Source organism: Polymorphospora sp. NPDC050346, from assembly GCF_040655695.1.
Classification (GTDB): domain Bacteria; phylum Actinomycetota; class Actinomycetes; order Mycobacteriales; family Micromonosporaceae; genus Polymorphospora; species Polymorphospora lycopeni.
Genome location: NZ_JBFAKM010000018.1, coordinates 106,147 through 126,513 on the forward strand (window position 1 = coordinate 106,147; position 20,367 = coordinate 126,513).

General features: G+C 72.9%; 15 protein-coding genes and 1 CRISPR repeat array. Of the genes, 8 read left to right on the top strand and 7 right to left on the bottom strand.

Translation table 11 applies throughout. From position 1 onward, the window contains the following. Nucleotides 1–249: 249 nt before the first annotated feature. The 3 genes from AB0I42_RS19990 (at nucleotide 250) to AB0I42_RS20000 (ending at nucleotide 5,643) form a co-directional block, all read left to right on the top strand. Nucleotides 250–3,339: an FAD-linked oxidase C-terminal domain-containing protein gene (locus AB0I42_RS19990; protein WP_357539027.1), complete on the top strand. Its 3,090-nt coding sequence runs from the start codon at nucleotides 250–252 to the stop codon at nucleotides 3,337–3,339. Beyond that, nucleotides 3,336–4,418, top strand: coding sequence for an enolase C-terminal domain-like protein (locus tag AB0I42_RS19995; protein WP_357539028.1), 1,083 nt, complete (start codon nucleotides 3,336–3,338; stop codon nucleotides 4,416–4,418). Before AB0I42_RS19990 ends, AB0I42_RS19995 begins: the two co-directional genes overlap by 4 nt. 100 nt (nucleotides 4,419–4,518) lie before the next feature. Beyond that, nucleotides 4,519–5,643: an IS630 family transposase gene (locus tag AB0I42_RS20000; protein ID WP_357539029.1), complete on the top strand. Its 1,125-nt coding sequence runs from the start codon at nucleotides 4,519–4,521 to the stop codon at nucleotides 5,641–5,643. A 30-nt stretch (nucleotides 5,644–5,673) separates the two neighbouring features. Here the strand turns inward: AB0I42_RS20000 and AB0I42_RS20005 are convergent, their stop codons facing one another. Further along, complete coding sequence (locus tag AB0I42_RS20005) at nucleotides 5,674–7,443, bottom strand: glycoside hydrolase family 15 protein (RefSeq protein ID WP_357539030.1); 1,770 nt, start codon at nucleotides 7,441–7,443, stop codon at nucleotides 5,674–5,676. Between the two features lie 457 nt (nucleotides 7,444–7,900). Here AB0I42_RS20005 and AB0I42_RS20010 point away from each other — a divergent pair, with 457 nt between their 5' ends. Next, nucleotides 7,901–9,082, top strand: a complete 1,182-nt coding sequence (locus AB0I42_RS20010) for a divalent metal cation transporter (protein ID WP_357539031.1) — start codon at nucleotides 7,901–7,903, stop codon at nucleotides 9,080–9,082. A 15-nt stretch (nucleotides 9,083–9,097) separates the two neighbouring features. Here AB0I42_RS20010 and AB0I42_RS20015 read toward each other — a convergent pair whose 3' ends face one another. The 3 genes from AB0I42_RS20015 to AB0I42_RS20025 are packed head-to-tail and all read right to left on the bottom strand — an operon-like array spanning nucleotide 9,098 to nucleotide 11,705. After that, complete coding sequence (locus AB0I42_RS20015) at nucleotides 9,098–10,333, bottom strand: UDP-N-acetylglucosamine--LPS N-acetylglucosamine transferase (protein WP_357539032.1); 1,236 nt, start codon at nucleotides 10,331–10,333, stop codon at nucleotides 9,098–9,100. 9 nt (nucleotides 10,334–10,342) lie between these two features. After that, nucleotides 10,343–11,074: a polysaccharide deacetylase family protein gene (locus AB0I42_RS20020; protein ID WP_357539066.1), complete on the bottom strand. Its 732-nt coding sequence runs from the start codon at nucleotides 11,072–11,074 to the stop codon at nucleotides 10,343–10,345. Nucleotides 11,075–11,099: 25 nt separating this feature from the next. Continuing rightward, the gene (locus AB0I42_RS20025) at nucleotides 11,100–11,705 is read right to left on the bottom strand and encodes a DedA family protein (RefSeq protein WP_357539033.1); all 606 of its coding nucleotides are present in this window, start codon (nucleotides 11,703–11,705) and stop codon (nucleotides 11,100–11,102) included. A 279-nt stretch (nucleotides 11,706–11,984) separates the two neighbouring features. On the opposite strand from AB0I42_RS20025, the gene AB0I42_RS20030 reads away from it, so the two are divergent. The 4 genes from AB0I42_RS20030 to AB0I42_RS20045 are packed head-to-tail and all read left to right on the top strand — an operon-like array spanning nucleotide 11,985 to nucleotide 15,550. After that, a complete protein-coding gene (locus AB0I42_RS20030) occupies nucleotides 11,985–12,893 on the top strand; it encodes an ABC transporter ATP-binding protein (RefSeq protein WP_357539034.1) in 909 nt (302 codons plus the stop codon). A gap of 9 nt (nucleotides 12,894–12,902) precedes the next feature. Further along, nucleotides 12,903–13,643: an ABC transporter permease gene (locus AB0I42_RS20035; RefSeq protein ID WP_357539035.1), complete on the top strand. Its 741-nt coding sequence runs from the start codon at nucleotides 12,903–12,905 to the stop codon at nucleotides 13,641–13,643. A gap of 3 nt (nucleotides 13,644–13,646) precedes the next feature. Further along, complete coding sequence (locus tag AB0I42_RS20040; RefSeq protein WP_357539036.1) at nucleotides 13,647–14,924, top strand: sensor histidine kinase; 1,278 nt, start codon at nucleotides 13,647–13,649, stop codon at nucleotides 14,922–14,924. Continuing rightward, nucleotides 14,921–15,550 (top strand): response regulator transcription factor, encoded by a 630-nt coding sequence (locus tag AB0I42_RS20045; protein ID WP_357539037.1) that lies wholly within the window; start codon nucleotides 14,921–14,923, stop codon nucleotides 15,548–15,550. Before AB0I42_RS20040 ends, AB0I42_RS20045 begins: the two co-directional genes overlap by 4 nt. A 34-nt stretch (nucleotides 15,551–15,584) precedes the next feature. Here the strand turns inward: AB0I42_RS20045 and AB0I42_RS20050 are convergent, their stop codons facing one another. The 3 genes from AB0I42_RS20050 to AB0I42_RS20060 form a co-directional block, all read right to left on the bottom strand. Next, nucleotides 15,585–17,201, bottom strand: coding sequence for a glycosyltransferase 87 family protein (locus AB0I42_RS20050; RefSeq protein WP_357539038.1), 1,617 nt, complete (start codon nucleotides 17,199–17,201; stop codon nucleotides 15,585–15,587). A gap of 91 nt (nucleotides 17,202–17,292) precedes the next feature. Continuing rightward, nucleotides 17,293–17,433, bottom strand: coding sequence for a hypothetical protein (locus AB0I42_RS20055; protein ID WP_357539039.1), 141 nt, complete (start codon nucleotides 17,431–17,433; stop codon nucleotides 17,293–17,295). A gap of 272 nt (nucleotides 17,434–17,705) precedes the next feature. Then, a CRISPR array of direct repeats spans nucleotides 17,706–18,831; the repeat unit is 28 nt; unit sequence CTGCTCCCCGCGCACGCGGGGGTGATCC. A 519-nt stretch (nucleotides 18,832–19,350) separates the two neighbouring features. Continuing rightward, the gene (locus tag AB0I42_RS20060) at nucleotides 19,351–20,295 is read right to left on the bottom strand and encodes an NAD(P)H-binding protein (RefSeq protein ID WP_357539040.1); all 945 of its coding nucleotides are present in this window, start codon (nucleotides 20,293–20,295) and stop codon (nucleotides 19,351–19,353) included. Nucleotides 20,296–20,367: the final 72 nt, after the last annotated feature.

Sequence of the window (20,367 nt, forward strand, 5' to 3'; positions counted from 1 at the left end):
CCGCAGGGTATTAGCGTTTCACGGCTTCCACCGCGAGCTTCCCCGTTCCGACGGAGCGCCGGGCCGACCGCCCGTGCCAACTGCGGGCCGGCCGTTTCGCCGGGCGGTGGGCGGGTACGACGCGGCACCGGTGACGGAGAGGGCGGTCGGCGTGGTGGACCTGGACAGGCTCGGTGATGCGACGGTGGGCACCACTCCCCCGCACCGGTGGGTGACCGCCACCGGCGACACGACCAGCGGGTGCCGACCGTGAGCCCGCAGCCGCTGCCCAGCCCGGTCCTGCGCCCGCCCGGCCCGGGCCGGGACGTCGACCTGACCGCGCTCGCGGCCGACCTGCGCGCCGAGGTCGACGGCGAGGTGCGCTTCGACGCCGGATCGCGCGCCGCGTACTCGACCGACGCCTCCAACTACCGGCAGGTGCCGCTCGGGGTCGTCGTACCCCGTACCGTCGAGGCGGCGGTGGCGGCGGTCGCCGTCTGCCGCCGGCACCACGCGCCGCTGGTCTCCCGGGGTGGCGGCACCGGCCTGGCCGGACAGTCCACCAACACGGCCGTGGTGCTGGACTGGTCGAAGTACTGCCACCGGGTGCTCGACGTCGACGCCGACGCCCGGACCTGCCTGGTCGAGCCGGGCATCGTGCTCGACCAGCTCAACGCGCGGCTGCGGCCGACCGGCCTGGAGTACGGGCCGCGCCCGGCGACACACGACCACTGCACCATCGGCGGCATGATCGGCAACAACTCGTGCGGCTCGACCGCGCAGCGTACGGGGAAGGTGGTCGACAACGTCGTCGAACTGGAGGTGCTGCTCTACGACGGCACCCGGATGTGGGTCGGCGCGACCGGTGACGCGGAGTACGACCGCATCCAGCGCGACGGCGGCCGGAAGGCGGAGATCTACCGGCAACTGCGCGCACTGTGCGACGAGTACGGGGCCGACATCCGGGCCCGCTATCCGCACATCCCCCGCCGGGTCTCCGGTTACAACCTCGACAGCCTCCTGCCGGAGAAGGACTTCCACGTCGCCCAGGCGCTCGTCGGCTCGGAGAGCACCCTGGTCACCGTCCTGCGGGCCCGGCTGAGACTGGTCCCGGTGGTCAAGGCCAACGCCATCGTGTTCCTCAGCTATCCCGACATCGCCACCGCCGCCGACGACGTACCCCAGGTCCTGGAACACCGGCCGATCGCCCTGGAGGGGATCGACGACAAGCTCGTCGACCTCGAACGACGCAAACACCTGCACCCGCGCGCCCTGCACGACCTTCCCGAGGGCGGCGCCTGGCTGATGGTGCAGCTCGGCGCCGACACGCCGCAGGAGGCGAGGACGGCGGCCGACCGGCTGATCGCCGCGATGCGCCGCGACGGCGGGCCGCGGGTGCACGAGTTCGCCGATCCCGTCGACGAGAAGCGGATGTGGGCCGTCCGGGAATCGGCGCTGGGCGCCACCGCGCGGATGCCGGACTCGGACCACACCTGGCCCGGCTGGGAGGACTCCGCGGTCGCCCCGGACCGGCTCGGCGCCTACCTGCGGGGCCTCCAGCAGCTTTTCGAGGAGTACGGCTACCAGGGTGCTTCCCTGTACGGGCACTTCGGGCAGGGGTGCGTGCACACCAGCATCCCGTTCCGGCTGCGCTCCGCCGACGGCGTACGGCAGTTCCGGTCCTTCCTGGAACGCGCCGCCGACCTCGTCGCCTCGCACGGCGGGTCGTTCTCCGGCGAGCACGGCGACGGCCAGGCCCGTGGCGAACTGCTGCCCAGGATGTACGGCGAACGACTGACCCGGGCGTTCGGCCAGCTCAAGGCGATCTTCGACCCGGACGACCGGATGAACCCGGGCAAGATCATGCCCCCGTACCCGCTCGACAGCAACCTGCGGCTCGGCATCGACTACGACCACGGCGAGGTCGAGACGATGTTCGCCTACCCCGACGACGACGGGAAGTTCGGCGACGCGGTCCTGCGGTGCGTCGGCGTGGGCAAGTGCCGGCGCCACGAGGGCGGGGTGATGTGTCCGTCCTACATGGTCACCCGGGAGGAGGAACACTCCACCCGGGGCCGGGCCCGGCTGCTGTTCGAGATGCTCGACGGCACGGGCCGCGGCGGCACGATCGGTGACGGCTGGCGCTCGACGGCGGTCCGCGACGCCCTCGACCTCTGCCTGGCCTGCAAGGGCTGCCGGGCCGACTGCCCGGTCAACGTCGACATGGCCACCTACAAGGCGGAGTTCCTGTCCCACCACTACGCCGGCCGGTTGCGGCCCCGCTCGCACTACTCGATGGGCTGGCTGCCGGTGGTGGCGGCCGCCGCCGGTCTCGCACCGCGTGCGGTCAACGCCGCCGCGCACGCGCCCGGACTCGGCCGGCTCGCCAAGCTGGCCGGCGGGATCGACCCGCGCCGGGACATCCCGGTCTTCGCCGCCGAGTCGTTCCAGCGCTGGTTCGCCCGCCGTACGCCGGCCGGGGACGGCTCACGCGGCGAGGTGGTGCTGTGGCCGGACACCTTCAACAACCGCTTCCACCCCGGCGTCGGCCGGGCGGCGGTCGAGGTGCTGGAGGCGGCCGGCTGGCGGGTACGGGTGCCCGGCCGTACGGTGTGCTGCGGACTGACCTGGATCTCCACCGGGCAACTGGGGGTCGCCCGGCGGGTGCTGCGGCGCACCGTGGACACGCTGCGCCCGTACCTGCGGGCCGGCACCCGGGTCGTCGGCCTGGAGCCGAGCTGCACCGCGGTGTTCCGCAGCGACGCCCACGAACTCTTCCCGGGCGACGACGACTTCACCCGGCTGCGCGAGCAGACCGTCACCCTCGCCGAGCTGCTGCACGACCACAGCCCGGGCTGGCGGCCGCCGCGGGTGCCGGCCCACGCCCTGGTGCAGACCCACTGCCATCACCACGCGATCCTCGGCACCGCCGCCGACCGGGCGGTGCTGGCCGCGGCCGGCGTCGACGCCGACCTCCTGGACTCCGGCTGCTGCGGGCTGGCCGGCAACTTCGGCTTCGAGCGCGGGCACTACGAGGTGTCCCAGGCGTGCGCGGAGCGGGTGCTGCTGCCCGCCGTCCGGGGCGCCGCCGCCACCGACGTCATCCTGGCCGACGGATTCAGCTGCCGTACCCAGGTCGAGCAGGGCGCGGCCGGTGGCCGGTCGCCGATCCACCTGGCCGAACTGCTGCGCGCGGGGCTGCGCGACGGGTCCGTACCGGATCCGCCGGAGTCCGGCTGGGGCGACCGGCCCGGGCCGCCGTCCCGGCGGGCCGGGTGGATGGCCGCCGGGCTCGCCGGGCTCGCCGCCGTCGGGCCGGCCGCCGCGCTCGCCGTACGGGCCGCCCGGCGACGACGGTGATCCGGCTGTCCGCGGCGGCGTACCGGTTGCCGACCGACCTCCCGGGCGGGGACGGCACCCTGGCCTGGACCAGCACCACCCTCGTCCTGGTCCGGGCCGAGGCCGACGGGCACACCGGCACCGGCTGGACGTACGGGCCGTCCGCCGTCGCGGCCGCGGTGCCGGAGTTGCTCGACCCGGCGCTGACCGACCTGGAGCCGGACGACGTGCCGGCGGTCTGGTCGGCGATGCGCCGGAACCTGCGCAACGCCGGCCGGCCCGGGATCGCGGGACTCGCCCTGTCCGCCGCCGACTGCGCCGTCTGGGACCTCAAGGCGCGCCGGCACGACCTGCCGCTGGCCCGGCTGCTCGGCACCGCCCGCCGGCGGGTGCCGGTCTACGGCAGCGGCGGTTTCACCACGTACGACGACGAGCAGCAGCAGCGGCAGCTCGCCGACTGGGTGCACCGGGACGGCATCCCCCGGGTGAAGATCAAGATCGGTGGATCGTGCGGCACCGAGGTGCCCCGGGACCTGGCCCGGATGGCCGCCGCGCGACGGACCATCGGCGACGACGCCGAGTTGTACGTCGACGCCAACGGCGCGTACCAGCGCAAGCAGGCGATCCGGGTGGCGAGTGCCGCCGCCGACCTGGACGTGCGCTGGTTCGAGGAGCCGGTCAGCTCCGACGACCTGGCCGGTCTCGGGCTGGTCCGCGACCGGGTCGGGCCGGACGTGGCCGCCGGCGAGTACGGCTTCGACCTGGTCTACTTCCACCGGATGGCGCCGTACGTCGACTGCCTCCAGATCGACGTCACCCGCTGCGGCGGGATCACCGGCTTCCTGCGGGCGGCCGCGGTCGCCGAGGCGGCCGGCCTGGAGGTCTCCGCGCACTGCGCACCGCACCAGCACCTGGCGGTCGCGGCGGCCACCCCGAACCTGCGGCACCTGGAGTGGTTCCACGACCACGTACGCGTCGAGTCGATGCTCTTCGACGGGGCGGGGCCGGCGACCGGCGGCAGCGTCGACGTCGTCCTGGACCGGCCCGGCACCGGGCTGGAGTTCCGCACCGGGCGGGCCGAGGGATACCGGGTGGCCTGAGCGCCGGCCGCTAGTGCTCTGACCACGAACGTTCACGGTGTTGGATGACACGCCGCTCAGCCTCCGGGGTGGGCGGCGTGTCTGCGTTCAGGCTGTGCCGGTGGCAGAACCCGTGCGTGTGCGGCGGCTGTCTGACCAGGAAGGTCAGCAGTTGCTGCGAATAACCAGACGAGGGACCGGGTCGGCGATCCGGTTGCGGCGGGCGATGGTCGTGCTCGCCTCGGCCGGCGGCAACACCGTGCCGGTGATCGCAAGGCTGGTCCAGGCCGACGAGGACTCGGTCCGGCAGGTCATCCACCGGTTCAACGAGATGGGCATGGCCTGTCTGAACCCTCGGTGGGCGGGTGGCCGTCCCCGCCTGATCAGTGAAGACGACGAAGCGTTCATCGTCGCGACGGCCAACACCCGACCCGAAGCCCTCGGCCAGCCGTTCACCCGGTGGAGCCTGCGCAAACTCGCCGACCACCTCGCCCACAATCCCGGCCCCCGCCGGGTCCAGGTCGGTCGGGAACGACTCCGGCAACTACTGCGTAAGCACGACATCACCTTCCAACGGACGAAGACATGGAAGGAGTCCAACGACCCCGCCAAAGCCACCAAACTCGCCCGGATCGAACAGGTCATGACCGAGTTCCCGGACCGGACGTTCGCGTTCGACGAGTTCGGGCCGCTGACCATCCGCCCGCACGGCGGCGCGACCTGGGCACCGGCCGGGCACCCCGACCGGCTCCCCGCGAACTATCACAAGCTGCACGGGGTGCGGCAGTTCCACGGCTGCTACAGCATCGGCGACGACACCCTCTGGGGCGTCGTACGACGGCGCAAGTCCGCGACCAACACCCTGGCCGCGCTCAAGACGATCCGCCGGGCCCGCCCCGACGGGGCACCGATCTACGTGATCCTGGACAACCTGTCCGCCCACCGCGGCGTGAAGATCCGCCAGTGGGCGGCACACAACCGGGTCGAGTTGTGTTTCACGCCGACGTACTCGTCCTGGGCGAACCCGATCGAGGCGCACTTCGGGCCGCTGCGGATGTTCACCGTCGCCGGGTCGAACCGGCCCAACCACCCGTCCTCGACCAAGGCGATCCACGCCTATCTACGGTGGCGCAACGCCAACGCCCGACACCCCGACGTCCTGGCCGCACAACGCCGCGAACGCGCTCGCATCCGCTCCGAACGCCAACGACGATGGGGTCAGCCCGCCGCGCGAACGGCAGCCTGACCCACACCGTGAACGTTCGTGGTCAGAGCACTAGCCGCACGGGTCCACCTGGCCAAGTGTCACCGCGGTCTCCAGCATCAGCGCGTGCACGAACCCCTGCGGCAGGTTGCCGCGCAACTGCCGCTGCTGCACGTCGTACTCCTCGGTGTAGAGACCCGGCGGCCCGCACGCGGCCCGGCTGCGTTCGAACCACCGGTTGGCGTCCACCACGTCCCCCGCCTGCCACGCCGCCAGTGCCGCGGTGAACCCGCAGAGCAGGAAGGCCCCCTCGGCGTCACCCAGCGGCCGGCGGTCGGGCCGGAAGCGGTAGAGGTAGCCGTCCGACGTCAGTTCCCCCAGCACCGCCTGGCGGGTCCGCTCGGTGCGCGGGTCCCCCGCCGGCAGCGCGCCCCGGATGCCCGGCAGCAGCAGTGCCGCGTCGACCCGCCCGTCGTCGTACGCCCGCTGCCAGTGCCCCTGCGGGGACAGCCCGTGCACCGCGGTGTCGGCGAGGACCCGGTCGGCCAGCGTCGACCACCGGCCCGCCAGCTCCGCCGTCGCCGACCGGGCCGCCGCGCGCAGTCCCGCCACGCAGGTGAGCTTGGAGTGCGTCCACTGGCGTGGTGGCAGTTCCCAGATGCCGGAGTCGGGATCGGTCCAGCGGCCGGCGATGACGTCCGCGGCCACCTGCATGGCCCGGTAGGCGTCGGTGTCCAGCCGGTCGTGGCGGTGCGCCGCGGCGAGCACCATGAGCACCTCGCCGTAGACGTCGAGCTGGAACTGCTCGCGGACCCAGTTCCCGGTACGCCCGTCGGCGCCCGGATATCCGGGCAGCTCCGGCAGCGACCGCTCGTTCGGCACCGGCCCACCGCACACCGTGTACGCCGGTGCCATCCGGTCCCCGTCGGCGAGGATCCGGTCGGTGACGAAGGCGACGGCGTCGTCGAGCACGTCGTACCGGCCGACCAGGGCGGCGGCCTGTCCGGCGAAGGACTGGTCCCGGATCCAGGCGTACCGGTAGTCGTAGTTGCGGCCGGCCAGCGCCCGCTCGGGCAGCGCGGTGGTGGCGGCGGCGACCATGCCACCGCCGGGGCGCGTCATCCCGCGCAGCACGGTGTACGCCAGGGTGGCGTCCCGTTGCGCGGCGCCGGCCAGGGACGGCACCACCGACCGCCAGTGGTGTTCGGTCGTACGCCACAGTTCGCCCGCCTCGGGGCTGGTCCCGGTGAGCGGGTTGGTGGACAGTTCCAGCACGAGGTCGTGCCGGCCACCGCCCGGCACGACCAGGTCACCGGCGAGGAAGCCCTCGGGCCCCTGGTGGAGATCGCCGCCGCCGGTGAACCGCACGTGCAGCCCGCCGGTGCGGGCCGTCCACAGGTCGCCGTGCCGGGCGACGTCACGGACCGGTTCCCGGCCGAAGTCGGCGCGCGGGTCAAGCACTACCCGCACCCGCATCGGCCGGTCCAGCGGGCGAACCTGGCGCAGCAGCACCAGCCGGTCCGCCTCGCCGGGAAAGACGAGTGCCTCCCGGGACTCGACGATGCCGTCCGTGGTGACCCAACGGCTCACCCAGATCAGGGAGTCCGGCTCGTAGTACCCGCCCCACACGAAACGGTCCGCCGCCGGGGTCACCACGTACCGTCCAGCCCCGCCGAGCAGCGCGCTGAAGACCGCCGGGTCGGACCATCCGGGCGCGCAGAGCCAGCCCACCTCACCCGCCGGCCCCACCAGGGCACCCCGGTGGCCGTCGGCGAGCAGCGCGTAGTCGCGCAGGATGGCCGGCGCCGTCGCGCCCTTCGCGGCACCGTCACCGTGCGACATTCCGGAGCCTCCACCGCGCCCGGGCGCTCGCCGGCCGCCCACGCCACCGTCTGACTGGCCGGAGTTCCCCGGCGCGGACCACCGAAACGGGGACGCGGGCCGGGCTCCCCCGCTGCCTCGGTGGCCGGATGGGCCGGAGCGTCGGCGGAAGCGGCGGGGTGGCCCCCGCCCGGTGACTGTTCCGCCAGACGCCGACCGCTTTTGGCCTGTTCAATGCCGGTTCGCGAACCGGGCGCTCCGGCCGTCGGCAGACTACGGCCGTACCTCGTACTCCGCGTCCGTCCGCCGCCCGGAGGTCATGGGCGGTGGCGGGCCGTGGCGGCGGCGCCGGGGTTCTCGGCGGCGGCGTCGGGCGGACGTCGGATGGAGCCGAAGGGCGCGGGCCGTGTGGGCAGGTGGTGGCCGGAGACGGCGGCAGGGGTCCAAGCCGGGGTTCCGGGCCCTCGGCCCCGGGCTGGTGTCGGGCGCGGCGGACACCGACCCGACGACGGTGGCGACCCTGGTCGTGGTCGGGGCGGCTTCCGGTTACGGGTTGGCGTGGCTGACGCTGTTGGCGATTCCGGCCCTGGCGGTGGTCCAGGTGCTGGCAACCCGGGTCGGCGCGCTGACCGGGCGCAATCTGCAGCGGGCGGTTCAGGACGGCTACGGCCGGCTGGTGAGTTCGTTGCTGCTGGTGTCCGTGCTGGTGGTCAACGTGGTGACCGTGGGCGCCGACATCGCGGCGGGGGCGGCCGCGATCGGCCTGCTGGTCGGGCTGGAGTCGCGGTGGCTGGTTCCGGTGTTCGCGGTCGCGGTGCTGACGTTGTTGTTCCTCGGCGGGTACGACGAGGTCGAGCGGGTCCTGAAGTGGATCATGATCGGCCTGCTCGCCTACGGCGGTGCCGTGGTGCTGGCCCGGCCGGAGTGGTCGGCGGTGGCCCGGGGCAGCCTGCTGCCGCCGCTGTCCGTCACCGCGGCGCACGTCACCGGCGCGCTGGCGATCCTTGGGACGTTGCTGACGACGTACATGTACCTGTGGCAGACGGTCGAACAGGTGGAGGAGAAGGCCGCCGGCAAGTCCCTGCGGATCCGTGAGTTCGACGCCGTGGTCGGGGCGACGCTGGCGTGCGTGATCGGCTGGTCGATCCTGGTGGCCAGCGGGGCCACCCTCGGCGTCCACCACGAGAAGGTCGACACCGCGCAGCAGGCGGCCCAGGCGCTGCGGCCGCTGGCCGGTTCCCTGGCCAGTGAATTGTTCGCGGTGGGACTGCTCGCGGCCGCGGTGATCGCGGCCCCGGTCATCATGGCCGCCGGCGGCTACGCGGCGGCGTCCGCGTTCGGCTGGCGGCGCGGCCTGAGTTACCGCCCACGGCAGGCACCCGGCTTCTACGCGCTGATCGCGTTACAGGCCGTCGTCGGCTCCGTACTGGCGATGGGTGTGGTGAGCCCGATCCGACTGCTGTTCTTCGCCAGCCTGGTGGCCGGCGTCGCCACGCCGTTCGGGTTGGTGCTGCTGGTGCTCTGCGCGGGAAACCCGAGGCTGGTCGGTGAGCGGCCGATCAGCCGGGGGTTGCGCGCCGCCGGCTGGTTCGTCGCCGCCGGTACGGCCGCCGTATCGCTGCTGTTCCTGGCCCAGCAGTTCCACCTCGTGCGGCTGTGAGTGCCCGGGCGGTGTTCAGCCCGGCCGGCCATGACCCGGCGGACCGCCGGGCAGCCGGGCCGCCGCCTCCGACACGACGTCCGCCATCTCGGCCTCCGCCGCCAGGTTCGCGGCCGGCCCCCCGCCGTCGAGCAGCGAGGTCAGTGCCGGCCCGAGGCGCTCCACCGAGTCGACGTACGTGGTCAGTCCGGTCCCCCGCAGCACCGCCGCGCTCGCCCGGCCGTGGCCGGGCAGCGGCCGGTAGGTGACGGTGGGCAGGCCGGACGCGATCGACTCCAGGCAGGTCAGCCCGCCGGCGTTCTCGACGACGACGTCCACCGCCCGCATCAGGGTGGGCATGTCGTCGACCCAGCCCAGGACGTGCCCGGGAAAGCCGAGCATGTGGCGGTAGAGCGATTCGTTGCGGCCGCACAGCACCACCGGCAGCGCGCAGCCGGTCGCCAGCACGTCCGCGGCGGTACGTCGTACGTCGCCGACGCCCCATGCCCCGGCGCCGATCAGCGCGAGCCGGCCGCGTTCCGGTAGCCCGAACCGGTGCCGGGCCGTCGCCCGGCTGATCCCCGGCCCCACGCCGAACCGATCGGAGATGAGCGGGCGTACGACCCGCACGTCGCCGGCCCCGGTCGCCGGGTCCCGGCCGAGCACCTGCTCGTGGACCACGCAGTAGACGTCCACGCCGGGGCAGCGCCAGATCGGGTGCGCCACGAAGTCCGTCACGTAGGTGACCACCGGCGCGGCGAGTCCACCCTGCCGGCGCAGCGGGCCGAAGAGCTGGTTGGCGAACGGGAAGGTCGTCACCACCACCCCCGTGTCGCCGGGCAGCCGGCGCCGTACCCGGCTCCACGCCGGCCGAAGCGCACCGCGGATCAGCCTGACCGACGAGGCCGACTCGCCGGTCGCGGCGAACAACGCCTGGTAGCTCCACGGCGCCCAGCGCAGCATGGTGCGGTAGGACTCCCGCACCAGAGCGTGGACGGGGCGGGAGAGCATAGACAGGAAGTTCAGCCGGTCGACCGGGACGCCCCGGGCCGCGAGACGCGCCGCCAGTTCGTCGGCGGCGGCGTCGTGCCCGCCGCCGATGTCGCCGGAGACGATCACGACCCGGCGCCCGGCGCCGCCGGGGCCGACCCCCGGGCCGGCGAGGACCGGGGTCCACGGACGCGAAGCGAGCCGGGGCGGCGCGGGTCGAGCCAGGTACGCACCCCGCTCCCGCATCACGTCGGCGCGGTTACCCGGCTCCGCCCGGATCATTCCGGCCGGTCACGGAGGGTCCGGCTCGCCGTCGAGCCGGTGGTGCCGACGAAGGGGCCCGACGTCGAGGCCGCGTAGCCGGGCCCACTCGACGAGACCGGGCACCGCCCGCAGCGTCGCCCGCCACGATCCCGGCGCCGAGGTGCAGTCCGAGTCGTGCAGCAGCACGGTGCCGCCGGCGCCGAGCGTCCGGATCACGGTTCGCTGGATCGCCGTCGCGGTCCGGCCCGCCTCCCAGTCCCGCCCCCAGGCGGTCCACAGACGTGGCTGGAGCGCGAGGCGACGGCACGCGGAAAGGGCACCCGCCGTCAGCACCCCGTACGGCGGCCGGTACCACCGCGGCACCGCACCGGTCACCTCGACGATCCGGTCCCTGGTCCGGGCGATCTCCCGGTACGTCGACCGCGGCGTCCGCCACAGCAGGCAGCGGTGGTCCCACCCGCGGACCGCGACCTCGTGGCCATGCGCGACGATCTCGCGCCCCAGCCCGGGGTCGGCGTCCAGCATCCGGCCGAGCAGGAAGAACGTCGCCTGTACGTCCATCTCGGCGAGCATGTGGAGGAACGCGGGGGTGGATTCGCGGTCGGGGCCGTCGTCGAAGGTCAGCGCGATGCCGGTGGGCGCACCGACGCCGGCCAGGTCGGGGAACGCCCGACGGCGCAGCGCGGAGATCGCGGCCAGCGACGGCACGGCGTGCGCCAGCATGCCGGCGGCCAGGACGGCGGCCGCGCCGGCCGGCATCCGTGCGGGGCGACCGCCGGCCGGATCAGTCGGCCGCACGCCGCGTCGCCACCCGCTGCCGCCAGATCCACAGCGCCACGACCACGGCGACGACGCCGAACAGCACCTCGCCACCGATGCTCAGCCTGCGCTCCAGGTAGTGGTAGGAGGCGGCACCGAGATAGCCCAGGACGCTCACGGCCGCCGCCCAGAGCAGCCCGCCGGTCACGTTGGCGACGGTGAACGGCATCCGCGCCATGCCACCGGCCCCGGCGACCGCCGGCACCACGGTCCGGAGCACCGCCGTCCAGCGGCCCAGCACCACCGCCACCGCGCCCCGGGTACGGATCAGGGCCCGCGCCCGGTCCAGCACCGGTGAGCGGCGTATCCGCTCCGGGGCCCGGGCCAGCAGCCCCGGCCCGTACCGGCGCCCGAGCAGGTAGCCGACCTGGTCGCCGACGGCGGCGCCGGCCGCCGCGACGACCAGCACCGCCCACAGCGGCAGCCGGCCACCGTGGGCCACCACACCGCCGAGGAGTACGGCGATCTCGCCGGGCACGACGACGCCCAGCAACGTCGAGGACTCCAGTGCGGGCAGGACGAACACCACCACCAACACCAGTACGGGCGGCAGCCCGGTGATCGCCGCCATGACCCGGTCCACAGCTCTGTCGTAACCGCCCGTCTTCCGCACCCGGCTCCGCGTCGAGTGGTGGCCGGCCGACGGCCGGTCTCCCGCCCCCGAACGTACGCGCCGCACGCCGCGCCGGGGACCGGATTCGGCCGCCTCGGGTCGCCCCGTCCGGCCCGGTACGCCGCCCTACCGATCCGCGCATCAACCAACCGGTTGACCGCGGCACCCATCGCGTTCCCGCCCGGTGCCGGCCACGCGGTCGATTCGGCGCGCGGTGCCGGACGGCACGCTTCGGTCATGGCAATCATCGAGGTAGACAACCTCGTCAAACGCTACGGCGACCACACCGCGGTGAACGGGGTCGGCTTCGCCGTCGAGCAGGGCGAGATCTTCGGCATCCTGGGCCCGAACGGGGCCGGCAAGACCACCACCGTCGAGTGCATCGAGGGACTGCGTACGCCGGACGGCGGCACCATCCGGGTCTGCGGCATCGACCCACGACAGGACTCCGACGAACTGCGGCAGGTGCTCGGCGCGCAACTGCAGCGCAGCGAACTGCCCGAGAAGCTCAAGGTCGGCGAGGCGATGGAGCTGTACAGCTCCTTCTACCGCGACCCCGCCGACTGGCGGGAGCTGATCGACATCCTGCGCCTCACCGACAAGCTGGGCACCCAGTTCCGCCGGCTGTCCGGCGGGCAGAAGCAGCGGCTGTCGATCGCGCTCGCGCTGGTCGGCAACCCGAGGGTGGCGGTCCTCGACGAACTCACCACCGGCCTCGACCCGCAGGCTCGCCGGGACGCGTGGGATCTCATCGAGAACATCCGCGACCGCGGCGTCACGATCCTGATGGTCACGCACTTCATGGAGGAGGCGGAGCGGCTCTGCGACCGGCTCGCCGTGATCGACTCCGGTCGGCTCGTCGCCCTCGACACCCCCGCCGGACTGGTGTCGAAGATCGACGACCGGCAGCGGATCCGGTTCCGGCCGTCCGCGCCGCTGGACCACGCGCTGCTGACCGCGTTGCCCGAGGTCACCTCGGTCGAGCGGGCCGGCGGCCAACTCGTCGTGACCGGCACCGGGAACCTGCTGCTCGCCGTCACCACCGTGCTCGCCCGCCACCAGGTCGTCGCCGCCGACCTGCGCGTCGAGCAGACCTCGCTCGACGACGCGTTCGTCGCGCTCACCGGCCGCCCCGCAGACCACTGAGGAGACGTCGTGTCCGCCCTGCTCCGCCTCACCGCCACCGAGACCAGGCTGTTCTTCCGCGAGCCGATGAGCGTGGGCTTCGCGCTCGCGTTCCCGCCGTTCCTGCTCGTCATCTTCGGCGCGATCCCGTCGTTCCGGGAGCCCGACCCCGACCTCGGCGGGCTGCGGATCCTCGACCTGTACGCGCCGATCGTCGTCGCGATGGGCATCACCATGTTCGCGATGACCGGCCTGCCCCAGCAGTTCGCCACCTACCGCGAGAAGGGCATCCTGCGGCGGATGCGGACCACCCCGGTCCGGCCGGCGATGATGCTCGGCGCGCAACTTCTGATGTCCACGCTCCTGTCCGTGGTCACGATGCTGGCCGTGCTGGCCCTGGGCCGGCTGGCGTTCGGCGTGGACCTGCCCCGCCAGATACCCGCCTACCTGGTGGCGTACCTGCTGAGTGTGCTGGCGATGTTCGCCATCGGACTGCTCGTGGCCGCGCTGGCGCCCAGCGGCAGGAGTGCCGGCGCGGCCGGGACGGTGCTCCTCTTCCCGATCATGTTCTTCGCCGGCCTGTGGCTACCCCGGGAGGCGATGAACGACGTGCTGCGCACCATCAGCGATTTCACGCCGCTCGGCGCCGGCGTGCAATCATTGCAGGACGCCACGGCCGGTCACTGGCCGTCACTGCCGCACGTGGCCGTCATGCTGGGATGGGCGATCGTGGCCGGCGGGCTGGCCGCCCGGTACTTCCGCTGGGAGTAGGTCGTGAGCATCGAGGCCGAACTGCGCGAGGAATTCGACCGTTGGGAACGCCGCGAGTACGCGGTCATCAACGTCCTCCCCTACCTCCTCCTGGCGGCGAGCACCGTCGTCACACTGCTCCAGCGGATCTGGGGCGCGCAGATGCACCTTCCGGCGGTGCTCGGGCTCACGCTCGCGACCACGATCTGGGTGGTCTGGTTCCACACCCGCCCGCAGTGGCATCAGGACGGCCCGCTGATGGGCCTGTACTACGCGGGCCTGATGGTGCTCGGCGGGAGCCTGGTGGCGCTGGCGCCCTGGTACGGCATCTTCACCTTCGTCGGCTACGTCCACGCCTTCCTGCTGCTGCGGGGCCGCTGGCGATACGTCGGCGTCGCCGCCACGTCGATGGTCCAGGCCGTGTCGTACGTCGGCGGCCTGGCCCGCATCAGCGCCGACGGATGGTGGGAGTGGGTGGTCGTCGCCCTGATCACCATCGTGCTGGCCGGGGCGTTCTTCCACTTCGCCGACATGGGTCACCAGCGCAACCACCAGCAGAAGCGGGCACTCTCCGAGTTGCACGAGGCCAACGTCAAGCTCGAGGAGGCGATGGCCGAGAACGCCGGCCTGCACGCCCAGCTGCTGGTCCAGGCACGCGAGGCCGGGGTGCTGGACGAGCGGCAGCGGATGGCACGGGAGATCCACGACACCCTGGCCCAGGGGCTCGCCGGCATCATCACCCAGCTCCAGGCCGCCGAACAGTCACCGGACGGGCCCGCGGTGTCGCGCCGACACGTCACGAACGCGATCAACCTGGCCCGGGAGAGCCTCACCGAGGCCCGCCGGACCGTCCACGCGGTCGGACCGGCGATGCTCGCCGAGGCCCGGCTGCCGGACGCGATCAGCGACGTGACCCGGCGCTGGTCGGAGGCGCACCACATCGACGCGATGCTGACGACCACCGGCGACCCCCGGCCGATGCACGCCGACGTCGAGGTGACGCTGCTGCGGGCGGCGCAGGAGGCGCTGACCAACGTGGCCAAGCACGCGAAGGCCAGCCGGGTCGGACTGACCCTGTCGTACATGGAGGACCTGGTGACGCTGGACGTACGCGACGACGGGGTGGGTTTCGAGCCGGACGCCAGGCGGGTCAACGGTTCCACGACCGGAGGCTTCGGGCTCGCCGGCATGCGGCAGCGTGTGCAGCGGCTCGCCGGCCGGTTGGACATCGAGTCGGAGCCGGGCGGCGGCACCGCGATCTCGGCGACCGTACCCGCCATCCCGGCGGGAGCCCGGCCTTGATCTCGCTGTTGATCGTCGACGACCACCCGGTGGTGCGGGACGGGCTGCGGAGCATGTTCAGCGCCGACCCACGCTTCGAGGTGCTCGGCGAGGCCGGTGACGGCGCCGAGGCCATCGCGGCCGGGGAACGGCTGCGACCCGACGTGATCCTGATGGACCTGCGAATGCCGAGGACCGACGGCGTCGTCGCGATCAAGGAACTGGCGAAACGCGGCGTCCCGGCGCGGGTGCTGGTGCTCACCACGTACGACACCGACAGCGACGTCCTGCCGGCCATCGAAGCCGGGGCCACCGGCTACCTGCTGAAGGACGCGCCGCGCGAAGAACTGTTCCGCGCGGTGGAGGCGGCGGCGCGGGGGCAGGCGGCGCTCTCCCCCGCCGTCGCGACCCGGCTGATGGGACAGGTCCGCCAGCCCGCGTCCGAGCCGCTGTCCCAGCGCGAGCTGGAGGTCCTGGAGCTGATCGCCCGGGGCTCGACGAACCGCGAGGCCGCGAAACGGCTGTTCATCAGCGAGGCGACGGTCAAGACACACCTGCTGCACGTGTACGCCAAACTCGGCGTCAACGACCGGGCGGCGGCCGTGGCCGAGGCGTTCTCGCGCGGCTACCTGACGCCGCGGGCCTGACGGGCCGGCGGCCGCCCCGCCCGTCGCGATCCGGTCACCGGCGGGCGAACGCGGCGGCCAACTCGTCGTCGTACGTGGCGAGGGGCCGGCCGTCGGCGGCGTACGCCACGAGCCGGCCGTGGGCCATCGTCGCGGCCCGGAAGGAGAACGTGCGGGATCCGGGGTAGGCGGCGAGCAGCGGGATGCCCCGGGGCGCCCCGCCGGGCGCCGAGTAGTACTCCAGGCGGTCCACCTGCCCGGACACCACCCCGTTGACGCGTACCTTCGTCGGCTCGACGGCGGTGCCGAAGGTGACCGGCTCCGGGCCGCCGTACGCGGCGCACTCGGCGGCGCCACGGCAGACGAAGAAGTAGCGGGGATTGGCCACCTCGGCCAGGGAGTAGGCCTTGAAGGTCGGATCGGCGCCGGCGGGCAGCGGTTGTACGGCGAAGAACGCCAGCGTGGCGGTGGCCGCGACGCCGACCCGTAGCCACGCCCGGCCGGCGGTCCCGTGACGGCGTACCCGGGAGGCGGCGACCGCGACGCCACCGAAGCCGGCCAGGCAGAGCACGCAGGCGCCGATCGTACGGGCGTTCTCCAGCAGGAACTGGACCCCCGGTCGGGTCGAGACCGGGCCGAACGCCACGCCGAGCGAGACCACCATCGTCAGCAGCAGGGCGGCCCCGGCGACCCGCCGGGCCACACCGGTCGATCCGATCAGGAGCATCCCGGCCAGTACGGGCCAGATCTGGTGGTGGGTCCAGGAGACCGGCGAGGCGGCCACCGTGGCGCAGCCGACCAGCACCGCGGCGTGCCCGGGGCGCCCGTCGACGGTGAGCTGCCGGGCCCGCCAGAGCGCGACCAGGCAGATGGCGGCGACCAGGGCGGCCCACACGAACGGCAGGGTGGCCGGGGGCAGTCCGATCCGCATCAGCATCCCGTGCACCGACTGGTTGCCCAGCGAGGCCAGGTCGCCGATCCGCGACGTCTGTGCCACCGTGCCGGCCCAGTAGGTCCAACTCTCCCCCGGCAGCACCACGGCGGCGACCGCCGCGCAGGCCAGGAAGGCCGCCATCGCGCGGGCGGCGTCACGGTAGCGGCGGGCGGCGAGGAAGTACGCCACGAACAGCAGCGGAGTCAGTTTCACCGCGGCGGCCACCCCGACCAGCACCCCGCGCCACCGGGCCGGAACGATCTTCATGCCGTCCAGCAGCGCCAGCAGCACGATGAAGATGCTCACCTGCCCGAAACGCAGGTTGCTCTGCACCGGCGCGGAGAGCATCAGCACCGTCGCGGTCGCCGCGACGACCAGCGGCCCGCCGAACCGCGCCGTCGAGGCGCCGGGCGGGGCGGTGGCCAGGACCCGGCCGACCGGCACCGCGACGGCGATCACGGCGGCGACCGTCAGCAGCAGCCAGACCACCTCCAGCACCGGCGCCGGAAGCACCGCGACCGGCCAGAGCACGAGCGCGGCGAACGGCGGGTAGGTGAACGGGCCTCCGTTGGCCGCCTCGTACTCGTACAGGGGCCGACCGGCGAGCAGGTCGGCGAGCGCGCCCCGGTAGATGTACAGGTCGGAGAGATGGTCGGGGCGCTGGAGCACCAGGCCGATGGAAACCGCCGCGACGAGCGCGAACACGGTCCACAGCAGAATCACCCGACGGTCTCGCATCCGCTGAGGATAAAAGGAGCGTTCAAGCCCAGGCTCCGATGCTGTGGTGCCGCCACCGCGAGCGGGTTGGGTTTCGGCGGTGGGCGCGGTGTCAGGATGCGTCTGCCCGGCCGAACCGGGCGAGTTCGGCGCGGGCGTATCCGACCCGGTCGGTCTCCCGCCCGCCGGACGCGGCGATCTTGTCGGCCAGGCCGTGTGCGGCTTCGCGGCGAAGCCCGTCCCAGGAGGACATCGACGCCCTCGACACGCTCCTTGAGACGGACCAGAGCGCGTCTCGCACACAGAAGCCGACATCACTCGCTCCTCTACAATGCGTCCGAGAGCCGCGAACTCCCGACCACCGAGAAGATCACTGCGACGAGCCGGCCCCGTCGAAACGAACCCGTTGACCGGGGTGGTGCACGCTGAGATCGTCGCCAGAGCCCTGGGCCCCAGATGGCAGCGTTGCCAACCAAAGTGAAGAAAAACCGCGTAGTTGATCACTGGAACACCAGGTCAGGAAGCCTGCTCCCCGCGCACGCGGGGGTGATCCCGTGCGCGCGATCGCTGCGAAGAAGTCGCGCACCTGCTCCCCGCGCACGCGGGGGTGATCCGAAGTCCTCCGGCTTGAACGCCCGTCCGCGCTTCTGCTCCCCGCGCACGCGGGGGTGATCCTCGGTACGCGGCGCCCGCCGGCGCCGCCAGGAACTGCTCCCCGCGCACGCGGGGGTGATCCTCCGACCGGCGAAGAGCAGCATGTGAATTCTCCCTGCTCCCCGCGCACGCGGGGGTGATCCCGAGGCGCAGGACTCGAACCCGGCGGTGGCTGGCTGCTCCCCGCGCACGCGGGGGTGATCCCGCGTGCGTCGCGCCTGAGCAGGCCGTACAGCCCTGCTCCCCGCGCACGCGGGGGTGATCCCTGTGCTTCCTGGGCGCCGTTCGGGCCGTCGGACTGCTCCCCGCGCACGCGGGGGTGATCCCGGGAACACGAAGAGGGTCGGATCGCCCCCGTCCTGCTCCCCGCGCACGCGGGGGTGATCCCGCCGAGGTCGGCTCTCCCGGCTGGGCCATGGTCTGCTCCCCGCGCACGCGGGGGTGATCCCCAGCTCCGCGCGGAGGTGCAGGCGGCACTCGCCTGCTCCCCGCGCACGCGGGGGTGATCCCGGCGTGAACCTGCGATCCGTGTTCTTGAGGCTCTGCTCCCCGCGCACGCGGGGGTGATCCCACGGGCAGCGCCGGCACGCCGCCGCACTCGCACTGTTCCCCGCGCACGCGGGGGTGATCCACCTCGGTCAGGAGCGCGCGCCGTACCGGTTCTCTGTTCCCCGCGCACGCGGGGGTGATCCCGGCGCGAGAAGGTCTCCGGCATTGGAGGGCCACTGTTCCCCGCGCACGCGGGGGTGATCCGTCGGCGTGCCCGTGCCATTCGTGGTCCTTGCTCTGCTCCCCGCGCACGCGGGGGTGATCCGTAGGTGGCGGCGCTCAATCGCGTGCCGGCCTACTGCTCCCCGCGCACGCGGGGGTGATCCCTGGGTGCCGTCCTGCGGTGGGCGGATATCACCCTGTTCCCCGCGCACGCGGGGGTGATCCCGCTCTCGCCATGCAGGATGCCGGCCGTCAGCTCTGTTCCCCGCGCACGCGGGGGTGATCCCGGTAGTCACATCAACCTCTCTCCGCACGCTTGCTGATCCCCCGTAGTGGATCGGGTCGTAGCCGGTGCGAGCCTGTTCCCCGCGTACGCGGGGGTAATCCCGGACCGACCGGCGGGGCCGGCTGGTGGTCGGTCGTTTCCTGCGCACGCGGGGATGATCCCATCGCTTTGACCGCGTCGGCGACGCCAGCCGACTGTTCCCCGCGTACACGGTGTAGTCCCAGAGAAGGTGCGGACGGTATTGGCTTAGGGCTCGTCCCAGATAGTGAGGGCTGACCTGGCCTGACCTTCTTCTCCGCGATGGACGACATGGTGCGAAAGCTGGGCTCCGAACGACGCCCAAGCAGAACGCGGCACCTACCAGATGATCGGGTAGCCGCGGACAAGCCGAGCCGAGGAGGGTGTTTCCGCGACAGCACGCGGAGGAGCAGCGGCCCAGGTAGCCGCCGACATCGTGCATGCGCCTGTCGGGAACACGCGCCCGCTGCCGGCTTCACGGCCACGATCACCAAACGGTGGTCAGCTTCGCGGCGATTCGTGCCCTGCGGCTGCCGTTGGTTCGGTGAAGGTTTCGCGAAGCGCCGGGTCAAGTGACCGGCCGGTCGTCGGCTCGATGAACAACTCGGCGAGCAGGAGGTCGGCGAGGTGGGCTGGGTTGATGCCGGACTGTTTGCGGCCGAGGGCCTGTAACGCGCCACCAAGTCGTGCAGAGGTCCGGACGGCGGCTGCCGGTAGGCGACCGACCCGGCGGCGTCGGTCGACGGCCTCGGCGATGCGGGCGATCATCTCGGACCAGGTGAGGTTCTCGTCACCGACCGGGATGTCCTCACCTCGACGCTGCTCAAGTGCGTCGACCGCGACATCGGCGACGCTGCGTGCCGAGGCTGCGGCAGTCCCGCCGGCCGGGACGAGCAGGGGTGCGCGAGACCTCGCCCAACGATCCAGCGGACCGACCCAGTTCGACACCCGGTCGCCGGCCCGTCCGAAGATGAAAGGCAGTTCGAGTACGGCGACCGGTAGACCCGGGCCGGCAGCCGCTCGTCCTTCCCGGGCCTGCTCCAGCCGGCATCGGATGTACGCGTGGTGGGCCGGGAGGCGCCATTGGGGATGCAGCCGATCGTAGTAGGTGTAGTACGACCCCATGACGACGCCGCGGGTGAGACCTTGCTCGCGGGCGGCGGTGAGCAGGCGTACCACCGGGTCGACGAGGTCTCGGCGAAGTTTGGGATAGATCGGCCTGGGCAGCGAGCGTGGCTCGTCCGCGCGGGTGGCGTACACGACACCGTCGTGGCCGGCGAGCAACGGTCGCAGCTCGTCTGTCGAGGCAGATCCGAAATCGAGTGAATGATCGACGCCCGGGCCGGCGGTGCGTGCCAGGGTGGTCGCGGCGTGGCCGCGCTCGCGCAGTACGTCCACGACATGGGAGCCGATCAGGCCGGTTCCACCCACCACGAGAATCCGCATACCTGGATCGTCCACGCTGGACCTGGCCCCTTGTCAAGCGATGACCGCTTCTGGGCGTGCTTTGCACGGCTT

Coding starts and splice junctions, on each gene's coding strand:
- AB0I42_RS20005 (WP_357539030.1), bottom strand. CDS start 7,443: ATGTCGCACGGTGACGGTGCCGCGAAGGGCGCGACGGCGCCGGCCATC.
- AB0I42_RS20015 (WP_357539032.1), bottom strand. CDS start 10,333: ATGATCCGGGCGGAGCCGGGTAACCGCGCCGACGTGATGCGGGAGCGG.
- AB0I42_RS20020 (WP_357539066.1), bottom strand. CDS start 11,074: ATGCCGGCCGGCGCGGCCGCCGTCCTGGCCGCCGGCATGCTGGCGCAC.
- AB0I42_RS20025 (WP_357539033.1), bottom strand. CDS start 11,705: ATGGCGGCGATCACCGGGCTGCCGCCCGTACTGGTGTTGGTGGTGGTG.
- AB0I42_RS20030 (WP_357539034.1), top strand. CDS start 11,985: ATGGCAATCATCGAGGTAGACAACCTCGTCAAACGCTACGGCGACCAC.
- AB0I42_RS20050 (WP_357539038.1), bottom strand. CDS start 17,201: ATGCGAGACCGTCGGGTGATTCTGCTGTGGACCGTGTTCGCGCTCGTC.
- AB0I42_RS20055 (WP_357539039.1), bottom strand. CDS start 17,433: ATGTCCTCCTGGGACGGGCTTCGCCGCGAAGCCGCACACGGCCTGGCC.
- AB0I42_RS20060 (WP_357539040.1), bottom strand. CDS start 20,295: ATGCGGATTCTCGTGGTGGGTGGAACCGGCCTGATCGGCTCCCATGTC.